The sequence below is a fragment of the Acidovorax sp. KKS102 genome, from assembly GCF_000302535.1.
In the GTDB taxonomy this organism is placed as follows: domain Bacteria; phylum Pseudomonadota; class Gammaproteobacteria; order Burkholderiales; family Burkholderiaceae_C; genus Acidovorax.
This window is the reverse complement of sequence record NC_018708.1, coordinates 3177353-3193374: the sequence shown is the minus strand read 5'-3', so window position 1 is coordinate 3193374 and position 16022 is coordinate 3177353. Positions and strand designations below refer to the sequence as shown.

Sequence of the window (16022 nt, the reverse complement as noted above, 5' to 3'; positions counted from 1 at the left end):
TCAGTGGTTGAGCGGTGGTTATCGTACGGGGCGGTATTGGCGTAGCCTGACGTCCGGACCCGGAGGTGCACCGGTCTTCGCTGAGCGCGAGGCGTCCTTTCTCGCCTCGATCCAGGCCTCGACCTCTTCCAAATCCCAGACGACACAGCGTGCGGTGAGCCGGAAGCGCTGCGGAAATTCGCCGCGCTGCTCCATCTCATAGATCGTGGTCTCGGCCAGGGGAACGATCTGGTGCAGTTCGCGTCGACGAATGGTGCGGCGAAAGGGCAAGGGCGGCTTCGAGAGAAATTGGGGTGTTTCGTCATAGTCCGTCGTGCCAGGGGTCGGCAAGGGCGAATGTCTGCCCAGAGGGGGCGGTGAGGGTGTCGGCATGGCATTGACCGTGAGCGGATCTGTTGTCGCTCATGGTGGCTACCGAAAGCGATCAGCACAACCTGTTGGAGCGCAGCCCGGAGTAGGGCGCAGTTGATCGGATTCCCATGCGCATAGTCGCTTTGATGGCGATATTCACTGAGCAGCGAGTCTTTGCCGAATCCAGGCTTCGCGGCGCATTGACGTGCCGGAGTTTTCACGCAGCCTCGACCCACAGCGGACTCCGCTGCTGAGCTGTGCGCGAGAGCCAGTGAAGCGTGCCAGGAACGGTGGCGGCCGTTTCTCTCCAGCGGCGGTGGTTTTAGATCAAAGGGCGGTTCTGATCAATCTGCCATTCATAGATGGCGACGGCTTCGACCACTCGAACCTTTTCTGAAGCCTTCAACGCGCGCCCGATCTGGCGCTCCATGTCGTGCAGCATGGTCGGGTTGTCTTTAGACTGCTTCAACAGAAGCTCAGCTTTCATCGTCCTGATGTTTGTCACCTTGATGTACAGCTTTTCGGCAGAGCGCGAGGTTTGCCCATCGACCAGGGCGACGTCGGTCGGCTTCAGATGGCCGTATTGAGTGCCGAGACCGTAAAGAGTGACCTCCTGGCGTCCCTGCTGCAACATCGAACGCGTCGCCTCATCAATCGCCAGGGATTGGCCGGTGTGGATTGTGCCGAATCCGGGTACGGAGAACTTGTCGGGAAAGATAGTCTTACGGGTCAGCCCCTCCAGCGAAGCGTGCGTGTGCTGATTGATTTCCAGACATTCGTAGTAGCCGGAGAAAGGGCCGCGCTTCGGGTCGTACAACACATAGATGTGCGGCATCTTGAAGTCGCCGTCACCCTTGTCGTCGATGTACTCGATATTGTCGAAACGGATCAGCTCGCGGTGGACCCATATCGCACGGCTGGCCCGTGGCAACAACTCCCAGATGCCCTTGACTGCGAGGCGCTGCGCTTGTAGCTGTTGCTCCAGGGCCTCTTGGTGGTCCATGGGGAATGGGTCTTCGTCTACAACCTTTGTGTAGTCCCACTCCCTGCTGTCGCGATCAAAGTAAGCGAAATGCCTGGCTACCGTCACGACCAAGCCGCGTGGGTCGAACGAGTGCACCTTGTATTCCTTCCATCGGGGATTCCTGTCGAAGTCCGGGTAGTCATCCTCGAATGGATAGTTTTCATCGCTCAGGTCGCGGACAAGGATGTGCCCGGTTGGTTGTTCACCCAATACCCGCATTAGCTTGTTCTTGGCCAATACCGTAGAGCGAACGGAAGCGGCTTTGGATCGCCGCTTGGTCACCAGTGAGATGCCGAAGAACGCGAACAGGATGTGATCGTTCTTTGGCTGGAAGAGCATGTCCTCAAGCTCGCCAGCGCCCCACAGATAGAACTCCATAACTCCGCGGGATCGAAGCTCCTCGCGGAAGCGATCATGCGCAGCCTTGGAGAAGTGCACGGGCGCTGCCAGGATGTAGCCATAGGGCGACATCTGTGCCGTCACCGCATCCGAAATGATCGTGGCAACCTTCTTGGGTCCCACTTCCTTTTCGCGCTTGCACTGAATCATCCAGAGGTTGCCCTCCATCGGATGGGGTGCATCCTCCGCGTCTACCTCGTCTTCGGTAAAGGCCGTTGGCGTTCTCACCTCCTCGAATGCTCGGACATCGAATCCATCGTCAGCGCCGCCACGACCCGTGGACTCGATCGACTTCCATGACCGGAAGTCGTAGGCGAGCTGGCGAACCAAGTCCTCAAAGCGGTGAGGATCGAGGTCCTCGAAATGGATCGGTCCGACGGTTCGCGTGACGTGTGGTTTCCCCATGGGCCTTTGCCTTCCATTGTTGTTTAGCGAATCTAACTCACGGTCGTACGACAGGGGCAAGTGACGCCTTATGGCCGGGAAGCAGGGCTAAGGTCTGGTCGCCCGCGCTTTGCCAGCCATTGCGTTGCACTCAACCTCACGCCCCTGGCTCACGGGCCTGGCGCTTACGAACCCGAACCAGGGGATCACGAAGTTCCGAAGCGCGCGATCAGCGCCGGCCGAGTGGCGTGGTTCCATGTGCCCGACATGTGCAGCGCTGGATGGCGCAGCTTTGGCACTCACGGGCTGCGCATGCTGCGCACTTGGCGAAAGGGCAAGGTGAATGGTGGGGCGTGGCGGCTTGCTGTTCCCTTCATCGTGCCACGGCGTGCTCGCCGTGCAAGGGCTGCGCGCCGTTGGCGCTTGCGTCCTGGCGGCCGTCGTGGACCCTTGACGGCTTGCGCTGCACCGTGACCCGGAGGGGGTGGGCAATTCCGCCCGGCATCCTTCAGGAGTTCACCATGAACAACGCACTCATCACCCACGAGCAGCGCGCGCTGCTGCTGTCCAACGGCTGCGCATCGCTGCGGGACCCAGACTTCGATCCCGTGCCCGTGGTCAAACTGTTCACGCCCGATGCGAGCGCGACCTGGCTGTTGGGGGCCATTGATCCCGACGACCATGACCGTGCCTATGGGTTGTGCGATCTGGGTCTGGGGCTGCCTGAATTGGGCTATCTCAGCCTGGAAGAGCTGGTGGGCCTTCGCGGTCGGATCGGCCTGCCGGTCGAGCGGGATCTGTACTTCCGCGCAGACAGGCGCTTGAGCGCCTATGCGCGCGATGCGCGGCTGGCGGGGCGGGTCATGGTCTGATTCTGCCGCGGTGTCGTGGGGCGCCCTACGCCTTCTCTCGGCCCTGGTGCGTTCACCAGGGCTTCCAGCGCCGGTGGGCCGTCTGCGGCAGAACGCCCAGCAGGCGCACCTGCGGCAAGGTCTGGGATACGTCGTTCCTGGGGAAGCGCCGGCGGACTTCGCATTCCAGTTCGTGCGCGAAGCCGCGCGCGTCTTTCTCACCGCGCAGTGCCCGTTGCCGCCATTCCCTGGCCTGGGCCATCAGTTCATCGTCCGTTAGTTCGCGTAAGTCCATGGCAAGTGTCATTGTGCCGATGCCGGGACCTGCTGTGATCGTGGGGGATTGTGCTGCGGGGATTCGGGCGTCCCCGGCCCCCTGGGAAATGGCCGGTCGCGCTCTCGTGCTGGCGCATCGAGCCGCCTGCGGCGTCTCGCCCCCTTCGGGCTTCGATCGTCCCCTCACTCCGTTCGGCTGACGCCTCCGGCCCGGCTTCCAGCTTCGGGCCTGCGCGCTTCGCTTGCCGTGCGGTCGGCGTGTGGAAGGGCCGTTGCCTTGTCCAGCCGTCTCCCCTGACTTCATCACCTTGTCCGCGACTGTAGCCCGCGGACGGGGGCCGTCAAGGCGCGCAGGGCCGTGTCCTCGGCTGCGCCTGCGGGCCGCACCAATCCTGCGCTTGTCTCCTTGACGGCCCCCGTCCACGGGCTCCATTTCGTCGCGGGCGATGAACTCAGGAAAGACGGTGGCAACAGGGCCAACCGGGTTCCTCGTGCCGGCCGCACCGAACAGCCACAAGGCTGGGCTCCGAATCTAGGAATCCGGTGTGCGGTTTTCTTCAACAGCCAAGTCAGGAGAAAGACATGCTCGCATCCCGTTTTGCAAACCATTCCTCCGCGCTGCGTTCCGACTATCCCCTAACGGATGACCAGATCCGGCGCGTGGCCCCGTCCATCTTCGCGGACGCACCGCATGAGAGCCGTTCCGAGCGGTACGCCTACATCCCCACCGCCACGGTCTTGACCGAGCTTCGCAAGGAAGGCTTCCAGCCCTTCATGGTGTGCCAGACCCGCGTGCGCAACGAGGGGCGGCGCGAGCACACGAAACACCTACTGCGCCTGCGTCATGCCAGCCAGATCAACGGCGCGGAGGCCAATGAAATTGTGCTGCTGAACTCGCACGATGGCACGAGCAGTTATCAGATGCTGGCTGGTCAGTTCAGATTTATCTGTGCCAATGGGCTGGTGTGCGGCGACACCTTTGCCGATGTGCGCGTGCCCCACAAAGGCGACGTGGCGGGCCAAGTCATCGAGGGGGCCTATCAGGTATTGAGCGGCTTTGAGCGCGTGAAAGAGTCGCGTGACCTGATGCGCGGCATCACCTTGGACGATGGCGAATCGGAAGTGTTCGCCCGTGCCGCGCTGGCCCTCAAGTACGACGACCCGGACAAGCCCGCGCCTGTCACGGAAAGCCAAATTCTGATGCCGCGCCGGTTTGAGGATCGACGCCCCGACCTGTGGAGCGTGTTCAACCGCACGCAGGAAAACCTGACCAAAGGCGGATTGCATGGCCGCGCCGCCAATGGCCGCAGGCAGCAGACCCGCCCCGTGCAGGGCATTGATTCCGACATTCGCCTGAACCGCGCCCTGTGGCTGCTGGCCGATGGCATGCGCCAGCTCAAGGCCTGACCGTTCCCCCGTCGGAGGGGCGGTTTCCCCTCCATCCCCTTGTTTCACTCGATTAGAGATACACCATGAACGCCATCACTCAAACCGAAGCCCGCGCCGTCAACACCGCAGCCAGCAGCGCCGCCAATGTGCTGCAAGCCGCCGACCCGAGCAAGCACATGATCCTGGTGCCGCTGTCGCGGCTGGTGCTGCGCCCCACGGGCCGCAACGTGCGCAAGACCGTCCCGCGCATGTCCATCCCCGAGCTGGCCGCGAGCATCCAGCGCGTGGGCCTACTGCAAAACCTGATCGTGATTCCCTCCAGCGATGACCAGCATTACGAGGTGGTGGCTGGGGGCCGCAGGCTGGCCGCGTTGAAGCTGCTGGCAAAGAAGCACCGCATCGCCAAGGATTGGAACGTGCCTTGCCTGCAGGTGGCCGATGGCACGGCCCGCACCGCCAGCCTCACGGAAAACGTGCAGCGCGAAGCCATGCACCCGGCAGACCAGTTTGAAGCCTTTGCGGCCTTGGTGGCCGAAGGCCGACCCATCGAGGACATTGCGGCGGATTTTTCCGTTACGCCGCTGGTGGTGCAGCGCCGCTTGAAGCTGGCAAATGTCTCGCCGCGCCTGATGGCCGACTATCGCGCCGATGCCGTGAGCCTTGACCAGTTGATGGCCCTGGCCGGGACGGATGACCATGCGGCGCAGGAAGCCGCCTACTACGACGCCCCGCAATGGCAGCGCCACCCCTCGCACTTGCGCGAACGTCTGACGGAGCGCGAGATTGACGCCTACCGGCATCCGCTGGTGCGCTTCGTCGGACTCGACGCCTACGAGCAGGCAGGCGGCGGCATCCGCCGTGACCTGTTCGCGGAAGGTGATGCGGGCGTGTATCTGACCGATGCCGCGCTGCTGGAGCGGCTGGCGCAGGACAAGCTGGCGGGCATCGCCGCCGAGGTAAAGGCCGAGGGCTGGGCCTGGGCCGATGCCACGCCGAGCGTGACCCATGCCGACCTGCACGCCTTCCAGCGTGCGCCGAGGGAGCGGCGCGAACCCAACAAGCGCGAAGCGCAGCGCATCGAGAAGCTGCAAGCCAAGATGCAGGAGGTGGCCGAAGCCATTGATGCCGCGACGGATGCCGAAGACGAGGACAAGGCCGATGCCTTGCAGGAGGAAGGCGAAGCCCTGGGCGAGCAGTTGCAGGCGCTGGAAGAAGGCTTGCAGGGGTACGACGCGAACGTGAAGGCCGCAGCCGGTGCCATCGTCACCATCGACCGCAACGGCGAGGCCGTGATTCATCGCGGGCTGCTGCGCGAGGCCGAGGCCAAAGCATTGCGCACGCTGGAAAAGCTGCGCCAAGGTTTCACCGACCCGGACGCCGCGAACGATGACGAAGGCGAGGAAGACGAGCAGCCCAAGGCCGCAACGATTTCCGACCGACTGACCCAGCGCCTGAGCGCCCACCGCACCGCCGCGCTGCAAATCGAGGTGGCCCAGCATCCGCAGGTGGCGCTGGCCGCGCTGGTGCATGGCATGGTGCAGACCGTCTTGCAGGGCCGCTATTACGGCCACGATATGCCGCTGGGCGTGGGCCTGAAAGTGCAAGATCGGCTGGACGGCATGGCCCCGGACTGGCCCGAGTCGCCCGCCGCCGTGGCCTTGCGCGAACTGCAAGAGGCGTGGGGCGGCAAGCTGCCCGAGGACAGCGCCGAACTGTTCGCCACGCTGCTGGCGATGGAGCAAGGCGAACTGGTCATACTGCTGGCCGTTTGCGTGGCTTCGACGGTGGACGTGGTGACGCCGCGCGCCACGGCGCAGCAGCCCGGCGCGGAACTGGCGCAGGCCGTGGGCCTCGACATGGGCGCATGGTGGCAACCTACGGCGGAAGGCTATTTCAAGCACGTTCCGAAGCCGGCGGTTTTGCAAGCCGTGGGCGAGTTCGCGCCCGACAGCGTCCACCGGCTGGCAAAGCTCAAGAAGGCCGACATTGCCAGCGAGGCCGAGCGGTTGGTGAGCGGCACGGGCTGGATGCCTGCGATCTTCAAGGCCGAAGGCCAGGAAGCCGCGCCGGAAGAATCGCAGGCGCAGGACGCCCCGGAGAATACCGAGGCAATGGCGGATGAACCCGCCGAGGCATTGGCCGTTTGACCCATGCCGAAGGCAAGCGCCCCCGGCCGGGGCGCTTTGCCGCAGGGAGCCGAACCATGCCCACCATCAACACCACCAACCGCCCGCGCATGGCGGCGATCTACGCCCCCGGCACCGTGCGCGCCCGCCGCTGGCACGGCGATGGCGACGTGCGCGGCTACCGCCCGCCCTCGGGCTGGACGGCCCGCGCCGACCTCACCGACATTCACCCCATCGCGGGCCGCGCCTTGCAGCGCGCCGTGTGGTGGATCATCGAGACGAAGGAATAACCACCGTCGGCACTGCGCCCAGGCCGTTCCGCCCTGGGCGCAGTGAACTTAAAAATCCGGGCGCGGCGGTGGCCGCGCCCGGTGTCAAACCACGACCCACAGTCACCCCACGGCCGCCTTCGCTGGAATTCCAGCGACGTTGACATGCGCGGCCGATATTCCAGACAGCGACAGCACCTTGCTTCTGCCGCTCACTCATGCGGCATAGTGCATGCATGTGCAACTGGCCAGGGGAAATTCTGGGCCTATCGAGCCTTCTATCGGATATGTGCTTGCAGTTCTGAATGGACTGAAATTCGATATCTGATCGGAGCACACCGCCGTCATTTGGGAGAGAGGAATGAAAGATATCAAGCAGGTTCGCTTCGAGGCGCTTGCTGCGTACTGCCGGCAGCCAGGCGCACTCATTGCGGCAGAGGAGGTGCGATGGCTTGAGGCATACGACGAGGAGGTGCTGGTCGTTGTGATTCGGGACATCACGGATGGCGACTACTCGGCGATGCTCCTTGCGCGAGATCTCAAGGAGCGCTATCGCTGGGTCGAGATGACGAAGTTCTTCGAGACGATGGGCGAGGCTTTGGCTATGGCGCCTGCACTTGTCGAGAAGATTCACAATGACTTCGGAAGACAGCGAGCGCAGGGCGACGAGAAGGGCAAGCCCGTTGATTTCTTCACCCCCATCGTGGCGGAAGCAAAGCTCAATCGCGATTTCGCGACCATCAGATCGCTTGAGGGCTACTCACCCGCCGTTGAGTTGATGAAACCCATGATGCGCTGGTATGAGGACGCGGACGGCAATTTCGTTGAGCAGTTTCAGACAACTGGCTTCGACAGCAGACTGTGGGAGTTGTACCTGTTCGCCGCGCTGGTCGAGTCCGGCTACATCTTTGACAAGACGTTCGCCATGCCGGACTTTTGCGCAAGAAGTGCCTTCGGTGAGTTTTGTATTGAAGCCACCACCGTGAATCCCAGTCGCACTCCCGCCGGCGAACTTGTGCCGCCTCCGCCTCTGGATACGAATGAGCAGATACAGGAATTTCAGAGGCAGTACATGCCTATCCGATATGCGGGACCGCTGACCGCCAAACTCGGCAAGAAATACTGGGAAAAGGAGAACGTCAAGGATCGTCCGCTCGTATTCGCCATCCAGGACTTCCACGCTCCTAACTCCATGGTCATGAGCAGGACGGCGCTACCTATCTACCTGTACGGAAGGGTGTGGGACTGGCATAAGGATGCCGAGGACAAACTCGTCATCACCCCAACGAAGATCGCAACCCATGTCTGGGGGCCGAAGACCGTGGCATCCGGCTTCTTTGCGTTGCCTGGTGCAGAGAACATCAGCGCTGTGATTTCCAACGCAAGTGCCACCATCTCCAAGTTCAACCGCATGGGAGTCCTTGCGGGCTTTGGTTCCAATCGTGTCCAACTGGTACGCGAAGGGACTGCCGCCAACCGTGATCCGAACTCGGAGCTGCCGACGACCTTTATTCACAATGTGAACTCTCCTGACTACAGTGAGACTTGGATGGAGGGAATGGACGTGTATCACAATCCAAATGCTGCGTACCCACTGCGCCCTGAAATGCTTCCGGGGGCTGCGCACCACTGGCTGCGGGGCGACGGACAACTTGTGTCGCGCGTCCCCGAGTGGCAACCATTCGGCTCCGTTACTCTGATTTCAGTCAAAGAATAGAACCGAGGCGAATCGCGACCGAGAGTTGCCCCTCGTAGGTCAACTCATCGAGCAACAGGTTTGACCTGCTGTGAGGGGCAGCATGGGCCGTTCTCTGGCGTCGTGCTCCCTGTGGCTTTTGATACGGCGCCCAAGATGATTGAGCGTGTCGGTGCGATGCACCGCCGGGCTTTCGGGCTGCGCCCCGTGCCGACTTCGCCGTCACGGCCATCCGGCTTCAATCCACTCACATCTTCGCGCCTGCGGCGCTGCGCGCTCCGCTTGCCTCCAGGGGAAAGCCTTACGGGCTATCCCCGCCGCGCGCAGCTTGGCGCCCCTCGAATACCGCCGAACCGGCGTTGCCGGATCGGCCGGGCCAGCGCCCCCGCCGCAACCGGCAGGGCGTGACGGGTACGCCGAGGCTTGCTGCGGCAGGTTGTGCGAATGCGCGCCGTCCTCAACGCTGGCGGTTCTTGCCCATCACGTCACGAAGGACGGTTCATGGACATCCCGCCCGGCATCGCTATGGAGCTTCCACGCCACGCCTCAAGACTGGCACCGCAAAGTTCGGCAGGGGCTTTCGCGCCTGTCGTTGGGGTCTTGACCTGGCCCGCGTTTGGGAGCGAGCCGGTGCAGCCTTCGTGCGGGGATGCCGAGTCGGCCCCATCTCCTTTTGGAGCGGTTCGGCCCAAGGCGTCCTTGTGTTGTTGTGAATCCTGGCGGTGGCGCGGCTGCGCCTCGGGCTTCATGGCTGCAACCGTCCGGCGAAAACAATTTCCCCTGCGCTGCGCGCATTCCTCGCGGGCCAAATTCTTTTCGCCTCCCGGCTCTCCACTGCGTTTCGACCGCAAGCGGTGCAGCCCGCCCGTCCCCCGCCGACCGGATCACAACAAGGACGCGATGGGCGCGAACCTTGTTCAACCAAAAGGAGTTTCATCATGGCCAACATCGGCAGCTTCACCGCAGACAAAGACGGCTTCACCGGCACGCTTCGCACCCTGATGCTCAACGTCAAGCTCAAGCTGGTGCCCAACGACAAGGGGGACAACGAGAAAGCCCCGGACTTCCGCGTCCAGGCCGCCAGCCACGACATCGGCGCGGCATGGAAGAAGACCAGCGAGGCCGGCCGGAGCTACGTATCGGTGACCCTCGACGATCCTTCGTTCCCGGCCACGGTCTATGCCCGCCTGATCGAAGGCGAGGACGGCACGCACGACCTGATCTGGTCGCGCAGCAAGCCCCAGGCGGCCTGACGGCCGCCGCGCCCCGCCCTTTGCGGCGGGGCGCAGTGCTGTTTATGTAGTGCTGCTCAGGGGCAAGGCCAGGAGATGTCTGGCCCGCCATAAATCGCCTGGCGGCAGGTTCGCGATTTGAGTTTGCAGATGTAGATGCGGGCGGGTCGGTGCTGCGCACCACGGGGCTTTGCGGGCTGCGCCCCGTGCCACCTGCGGCGTCACGGCCATTCGGCTTCAATCCCTCCCGCCTTCGCGCCTGCGGCGCTGCGCGCTTCGCTTGCCTCCGGGGGAAAGCCCTGCGGGCTATCCCCGCCGCGCAGAGCTTGGCGCCCCTCGACACCCCGAACCGGCTGAGCCGGATCGGCCATGCCAGCGCCAGCGCGCTATGGCCTGTCACTCTTTTTCGCCACAGTCTCCAACTCCTGGCGCACCTGCGCCAGAAGCTGATCGGCCTGCTGCAGGTTGTCGCCCGCATAAGCCAGCGTCAGCAGCGTGAGCGGATGCACTTCCATGACTTCGCACAGCTCGGCCAGCTTGCTCAACGTGGGGCTCTTCAGGTCGCGCTCCAGCGTGCTCATGTAGGTGCGGCTGGACACGTCAGAGAACGCTTCCTGGCTCAATCCACGCGCTTTCCTGATGGTCTTTAGTGCCTCCGACAATGTATGTTTTGCTGCCAACCCTGGATCTCCCCAAAATCCAAGATGACAGTCGATTGCGCCCTATAGGGCTACAATCTATAGTGTTCATTCATGCTGGCCTGCCGCTTCTGTGCTTTTACGGAAATCCGTAGCTGCGGTTTTGGACGGAAGCGCAAAGCCGCTTCCGTGGCTTTCCTTAAACCCGCCGATACGGTTTTGCGGTTTCGCGCTTCGGCGGTTTTGTGCGAATGAGGGGGTGCCCATGAACAGGCTCATCACCGAGGACGAGCACAAGCAACTGCTGGAATACGGCCGGGTCCGGGCCGCTGGCCAAGTCATCGACCCGCTGCCCGTGGTGCGGTTGTTCACCCCGGACGCGCACGCCACCTGGCTGCTGGTGTCGCTCGACCCCGCCGATGGCGACACGGCCTATGGCCTGATCGACCTGGGGTTGGGGATGCCCGAGCTGGGTGAGATCAAGCTGTCCGACCTCGCTTCCATCGTCGGGCCGCGCCAGCAGCCCGTGATGCGGGACCGGTATTTCCGGGCGGTGCGCCCGTTGTCGGAATACCTGCGGCTGGCCCAGGAGAACGGTTCCGTCCTCGATTGAGCCGCTCGCGCCACGGCCAAGCCGGGCGCATTGAGACTATTTCGGTCTTGCTCCAGACCTGTTAGGTCTTAGTCCGCACTGTTGCACCAAACCAGTGCTGCCCTGACGCAAACGGTCATGACGCCGGCCGCGCCATGAGGCACGGTGGATATCGCAGGAGGCCGCATTTCCTCGCGCGCCACCGTCGCATTCAGACGATCCACGCAATCCATCGGATGCTTTTCGTCTTGACACGCAAGTTACTAATCTACCAGCTTATTCACGATTGGATGCTAGTTCGATGCGGTGACGTTTGCATGTGAACCCTGTGACGGCAGTCCTGCTCTACGGGAGTTTTCGTCATGGCCGAGCCGCACCACCTCGCGCACTGGTATCCGACCGCCGCCTACCTCTACGTCCTGTGCTTGGACACGCTCGCGCTGGCCTGGGAGTACCTGCGCCGCCATCCCGACTACCGGCTCGACTGGCTGCGCCATGCAAGCCGCCCAGATGCTGCGCACCACTGGGGCTTGCGTCTGCTGGAAGACCCGGCCCTGGATGCGCGTGAGGCGCATCCAGCCTGGCTCCCCGGCCATGAGGCCGTGGTGCAGCTCTACCCCGACGCCGATCCGCCGCAGGATGCCGCTACCTTCGCCTTCTGGCGCATCCCCGGCCACAAGCAACTGCTCCACGACGGCAAGGGGCTGGCGCTGACCGCGCGCAGCCCCGGCCATTGCCTGCGCTTCTCGCTGGCGCCTGGCGTGGAGGACGGGATGGCCGTGGCCCATACCTATCGTGGCCGTGGGGCCACGCATGTGCTTGACACGCCTGCGCCGATGGCACGGCCCAGGCCGCCCCCTGCAGCGCTGCGGGAGCTGCACACCTTGCAGGCGCTCGACGCGACCCTGGCGGGCGCGTCCTTGCGCGAGGTGGCGGAGGGCTTGTTCGGTACCGATGCCGTGGCCGGTTGGTACAGCGACGGCGGCCTGCGCTCCAAAGTGCGCCGCCTGGTACGGCGCGGCGATGCACTGATGCGCGGCGGCTATCGCGCCTTAGCACACCTCCCACCGCTTGAGAAGGGTCGTTTTGAAGGGGACGCAAAACGACCCTGAGCAGGAGCGCTTCGTTTTCTGAGACTGCCTCCATCCGGTTGCGCTGTGTGGCCGGAGCCCTGCAACCGATGGAGGTTCTCACCATGCGTCCTGCTCCCTTGCGGCCTGCTGCCGCACTCGCAACCAACCCGGCCGCTGCCGCGCAGCCACAGCGTTATCTGACCAACGACGAAGCCGCCGACTATCTGCGGCTGTCGCCGCGCACGCTGGAGAAGCAGCGCGTGCTAGGTGGCGGCCCCAAGTTCCGCAAGTTCGGCCGCCGCGTTATGTACGCCGTGGCTGACCTCGATGCTTGGGCCGCCGAGCGCAGCTACGAAACCACGTCCGATCCCGAATACGCCGAGCAGCACTCGGCGGACGGCCGTGCGCGCTGACCGCTGGCGCGCGGGTGGCCTTCGCCATGTCCAGCTCTGCGCTGCCGTTCCGGCAGCCGCCCGTGCCGGAGCGCGAACAGCTCGACCTGTTCCGCGCCCTGCCGGGCGACATGGCGCCGCGCGACAGCCAGGACTTGATGGCCTTTCCGTTCTTCTCGCTGGCGAAGTCGCGGCGCGTGGCGCCTATCGACTTCCGCGCCAGCGGCATCACGATCCGCGTGGAGGGCACGCAGGAGCATGGCATCGCGACGATTTGGGACGCGGACGTGCTGATCTGGGCGGCCTCGCAGATCGTGGAGGCGCGCGACGCGGGCTTGCGCCCATCGCGGCTGATGCAGGCCACGCCCTACGAGATTCTGCGCTTCATCGGGCGCGGTACGTCGCTGCGCGACTACCAGCGCCTCAAGGCCGCGCTGGATCGTCTTCAGTCCACGACGGTGGCCACGTCGATCCGCGAGACCACGGGAAGACGGCTGCATCGCTTCTCGTGGATCAACGAGTGGAAGGAGCTGGCCGATGCCAAGGGCACGCCCTTGGGACTCGAATTGATCCTGCCGGACTGGTTCTTTGCCGGCGTCATGGACGCCGCCCTGGTGCTGACCATCGACCCGGCGTATTTCCGGCTGACGGGCGGGATCGAGCGATGGCTGTACCGGCTGGTGCGCAAGCACGGTGGGCGCCAGCCGGGCGGCTGGCAGTTCGACTTCAGGCACCTGCACCGCAAGTCGGGCAGCACCGCGAAGCCTTACGACTTCGCCTGCGACCTGCGTGCGCTGGTCGCGCGGCAGTCGCTGCCGGGCTACGTGCTGGGCATCGAGCGACTGGATGGCGCCGAGCTGCTGACCTTCCGGCCCGTGCCGCAAACGGCACGGGGATAACCGGGACAAAGCCTGTGGACGGGCTCGTGCTATCAGGCGTGCCAGGTATCGTGCTATCAGGCGTGGGACTGTCGTGCTATCAGGCGTGTCTATCGGCCGCAAAGCCAATGCTGGCGCGGGTTTCGGCGTCCCTTAACTTCCCTAACTTAAATTCTCTAACTTTTAGTAGAAGCGCCGCGCCTCGGTGGACAACCACCACGCGGCACGAAAACCAGCAGCAACAGCCGGACTTTCCAACGCGGAGGGCCAGGCCATGATCGTCGCGCTGCTCAACCAGAAAGGCGGCGTGGGCAAGACCACGCTTGCCACCCACATCGCCGGCGAGCTGGCGATGCGCGGGCAGTCGGTCATCCTGCTGGATGCCGACCCGCAAGGCTCCGCGCTGGACTGGACGCAGCGCAGAAGCCAGCAAGGCTTGCCAAGGCTGTTCGGCGCCGTGGGCCTGGCACGCGAAACCTTGCACCAGGAGGCGCCAGACCTCGCCAGGCGAGCCGATCACGTCGTCATCGACGGGCCGCCGCGCATCGCCGCCTTGGCGCGCTCCGCGCTGCTGGCGGCAGAGCGCGTGCTGATTCCGGTGCAGCCCAGCCCCTACGACCTCTGGGCTTCTGCCGAGATGGTGGCGCTGATCCGCGAGGCACAGGTGTTCCGGCCTGCGCTGCGCTCGGCCTTCGTCATCAATCGGCGCGTCAGCACCACCGTGATCGGGCGCGAAGCACGCAGCGCGCTGACCGAGCAGCCGCTTCCTGCGCTGCACGCGGAAGTGCATCAGCGCATCGTGTTCGCCGACAGCGTGGCCGCTGGCCGGCTCGCACGCGAGACGGCGCCCGACAGCTCCGCCGCGCGCGAAATCACCGCGCTGGTCGATGAACTGCTGCGGTGGCCGTCATGAGCACTCCTGCCAGCAAGCGCACGGGCAAGCGCATCGGCATCGGCGCCCGCCCGCCCGCGAATCCGCACGCCGAGGCGTGGATTCGCCAGGGCAGTGCCGATGACCTCCAGAAAGGCGACCTCTACACGGCCCGCCTGACCCTCGACATCACGCCCGCCATGCGGGCGCGCATCAAGGTATCGGCCTTCACGCAAGGCGTGACGGTGGCCGATCTGTTGCGCGCGCTGCTGGAACGGGAATTCCCGGAGAAGTCCTCATGAACACACCCGCCTCGACGGCTTCGATTGCATCGGCGGTGCCGTCCATCCCGCCTGTCGGCGTGGCCGACGGCGTGCCGCTGACGCGCGTTGCGCTCGCATACATCGACCAACGCTTCGACCTCTACCTGCGCTTCGGTGATCCTGCCCGCATCATCCGGTTCGACCGCTGGCGCCGCTGCGCGGTGTTCACGCCGAATGCGGTTCTCTGCCGCATCCGCTGGCAGGCCAACGACTACGGCACGATTCGCTGGCAGCTCATGGTGATGCAGGCGTGCATGCCTATGGATGGCGCACAGCGCATCCCCGGTGTGCAGCCGGGCGCGCGCCTGTTGCTGCACGCCGAGGGTGAGCAATCGGTGCGCGCCGCGCTGGAGCGCATCGACGGAATCGAAGCGCTGGGCATCGCGCCCGCTTCCGCCTCGCCCGCCTACTGGCGCACGCTGGGCAATCGGCTCGCGGCGCGTCTGCCGCTGCCCGAGTACACCGCCGAGCGGCACGCCACCTGGCTGGCCGGGAGGGCGCTGCCATGACGCTCCCATTCGCCGTTGCCGGTGCAACCGGCATCCAGCCGCGTCCTCGTTCGCGCCTGTGCGCTCGCATCGTTCTGGCGGGTCTATCCGCCTGCGGCCTCGCTGCCCTGGCCTGGGCGTCCTTCGTGCATCCGCTGCCGCGCCTGACCTACAACCCGTCCGACAGCGTGGCGGTCGGCTGGTATCGCGTCGATCCGCTCGACCATCGCACCAGCTCGCCGCCACGTCGGCTGGAAGTGGGCAGCATCGTGCTGGTTCCGCTACCCGCCGAAGCTGCCGCGCTCGCTGCGCAGCGCGGCTACCTGCCGACGCGCATCCCGCTGCTCAAGCGCGTGGGCGCGGTGGCGCCGCAAGAGGTGTGCATCGCCGACGGCAGCGTCCGCATCAACGGCGTGCCTTCGGCCGCCGTGCTGCCTGCCGATCGCTGGGGCCGACCACTGCCATCCTGGGAGCAGTGCCGCCACCTTCGGCCTGGCGAGCTGTTCCTGCTCAGCGTCACCAATCCGGCGTCATTCGACAGCCGGTATTTCGGACCGGTCAGTGCATCCGCCGTGATCGGCGTCGCGCGCCCGGTCTGGCTGGAGTCGCGCCCATGATGGCCGCCGATTCGCTGCACGTCGCCGTGCGTCCTGTCGTGCTATCCGGCGTGTCATTCCGACTGCTATTGCCATGTCGTCGCGCGTGCAGTGCGAGCGCATCCGCGCGGCACTTCGCGCTGCCTCCGGCGCAGCCGTCCCACGTGCAGGCGT

The 16022-nt window shown here is 64.7% G+C and carries 18 protein-coding genes; 14 read left to right on the top strand and 4 right to left on the bottom strand.

Going from position 1 to position 16022, the window contains the following annotated elements; translation table 11 throughout:
• Positions 1 to 18: 18 nt before the first annotated feature.
• Positions 19 to 372 carry an AlpA family transcriptional regulator gene (locus C380_RS24540; RefSeq protein WP_015014624.1) on the bottom strand — a complete coding sequence of 118 codons (354 nt, stop codon included), beginning with the start codon at positions 370 to 372 and terminating at the stop codon, positions 19 to 21.
• A gap of 301 nt (positions 373 to 673) precedes the next feature.
• Entirely contained in the window at positions 674 to 2179 is a 1506-nt protein-coding gene (locus C380_RS14590; protein WP_015014623.1) for a restriction endonuclease, read from the bottom strand.
• Between the two features lie 500 nt (positions 2180 to 2679).
• On the opposite strand from C380_RS14590, the gene C380_RS14585 reads away from it, so the two are divergent.
• The gene (locus C380_RS14585; RefSeq protein WP_015014622.1) at positions 2680 to 3030 is read left to right on the top strand and encodes a DUF2958 domain-containing protein; all 351 of its coding nucleotides are present in this window, start codon (positions 2680 to 2682) and stop codon (positions 3028 to 3030) included.
• Positions 3031 to 3082: 52 nt separating this feature from the next.
• Here the strand turns inward: C380_RS14585 and C380_RS14580 are convergent, their stop codons facing one another.
• Entirely contained in the window at positions 3083 to 3304 is a 222-nt protein-coding gene (locus C380_RS14580; RefSeq protein WP_015014621.1) for a hypothetical protein, read from the bottom strand.
• Positions 3305 to 3867: 563 nt separating this feature from the next.
• On the opposite strand from C380_RS14580, the gene C380_RS14575 reads away from it, so the two are divergent.
• The 5 genes from C380_RS14575 (at position 3868) to C380_RS14555 (ending at position 10018) form a co-directional block, all read left to right on the top strand.
• Positions 3868 to 4692 carry a DUF932 domain-containing protein gene (locus C380_RS14575; RefSeq protein ID WP_015014620.1) on the top strand — a complete coding sequence of 275 codons (825 nt, stop codon included), beginning with the start codon at positions 3868 to 3870 and terminating at the stop codon, positions 4690 to 4692.
• 65 nt (positions 4693 to 4757) lie between these two features.
• Complete coding sequence (locus C380_RS14570; RefSeq protein ID WP_015014619.1) at positions 4758 to 6821, top strand: ParB/RepB/Spo0J family partition protein; 2064 nt, start codon at positions 4758 to 4760, stop codon at positions 6819 to 6821.
• A 56-nt stretch (positions 6822 to 6877) separates the two neighbouring features.
• Entirely contained in the window at positions 6878 to 7090 is a 213-nt protein-coding gene (locus tag C380_RS14565) for a hypothetical protein (RefSeq protein WP_043566623.1), read from the top strand.
• A gap of 340 nt (positions 7091 to 7430) precedes the next feature.
• The gene (locus tag C380_RS14560; RefSeq protein ID WP_015014617.1) at positions 7431 to 8786 is read left to right on the top strand and encodes a hypothetical protein; all 1356 of its coding nucleotides are present in this window, start codon (positions 7431 to 7433) and stop codon (positions 8784 to 8786) included.
• 917 nt (positions 8787 to 9703) lie between these two features.
• Positions 9704 to 10018 (top strand): DUF736 domain-containing protein, encoded by a 315-nt coding sequence (locus C380_RS14555; protein WP_015014616.1) that lies wholly within the window; start codon positions 9704 to 9706, stop codon positions 10016 to 10018.
• A gap of 365 nt (positions 10019 to 10383) precedes the next feature.
• Here the strand turns inward: C380_RS14555 and C380_RS14550 are convergent, their stop codons facing one another.
• Positions 10384 to 10677: a helix-turn-helix domain-containing protein gene (locus C380_RS14550; RefSeq protein ID WP_015014615.1), complete on the bottom strand. Its 294-nt coding sequence runs from the start codon at positions 10675 to 10677 to the stop codon at positions 10384 to 10386.
• 223 nt (positions 10678 to 10900) lie between these two features.
• Between C380_RS14550 and C380_RS14545 the strand changes: the two genes are divergently transcribed.
• From C380_RS14545 to C380_RS14510, 8 genes are all read left to right on the top strand, one after another.
• Positions 10901 to 11248, top strand: coding sequence for a DUF2958 domain-containing protein (locus tag C380_RS14545; RefSeq protein WP_015014614.1), 348 nt, complete (start codon positions 10901 to 10903; stop codon positions 11246 to 11248).
• A 341-nt stretch (positions 11249 to 11589) separates the two neighbouring features.
• Entirely contained in the window at positions 11590 to 12339 is a 750-nt protein-coding gene (locus C380_RS14540; protein ID WP_015014613.1) for a DUF2285 domain-containing protein, read from the top strand.
• Between the two features lie 83 nt (positions 12340 to 12422).
• A complete protein-coding gene (locus tag C380_RS14535; RefSeq protein WP_015014612.1) occupies positions 12423 to 12713 on the top strand; it encodes an AlpA family transcriptional regulator in 291 nt (96 codons plus the stop codon).
• A gap of 26 nt (positions 12714 to 12739) precedes the next feature.
• Positions 12740 to 13591, top strand: a complete 852-nt coding sequence (locus C380_RS14530) for a replication initiator protein A (protein WP_015014611.1) — start codon at positions 12740 to 12742, stop codon at positions 13589 to 13591.
• A 253-nt stretch (positions 13592 to 13844) separates the two neighbouring features.
• Entirely contained in the window at positions 13845 to 14483 is a 639-nt protein-coding gene (parA, locus tag C380_RS14525; protein WP_015014610.1) for a ParA family partition ATPase, read from the top strand.
• Positions 14480 to 14743: a hypothetical protein gene (locus C380_RS14520; RefSeq protein ID WP_003056186.1), complete on the top strand. Its 264-nt coding sequence runs from the start codon at positions 14480 to 14482 to the stop codon at positions 14741 to 14743. Before parA ends, C380_RS14520 begins: the two co-directional genes overlap by 4 nt.
• Positions 14740 to 15273: a DUF2840 domain-containing protein gene (locus tag C380_RS14515; protein ID WP_015014608.1), complete on the top strand. Its 534-nt coding sequence runs from the start codon at positions 14740 to 14742 to the stop codon at positions 15271 to 15273. Before C380_RS14520 ends, C380_RS14515 begins: the two co-directional genes overlap by 4 nt.
• On the top strand, positions 15270 to 15869 hold the full coding sequence (locus tag C380_RS14510) for a S26 family signal peptidase (protein WP_015014607.1): 600 nt from the start codon (positions 15270 to 15272) through the stop codon (positions 15867 to 15869). The genes C380_RS14515 and C380_RS14510 overlap by 4 nt, the downstream gene beginning before the upstream one ends.
• The last annotated feature ends 153 nt before the right edge of the window (positions 15870 to 16022 follow it).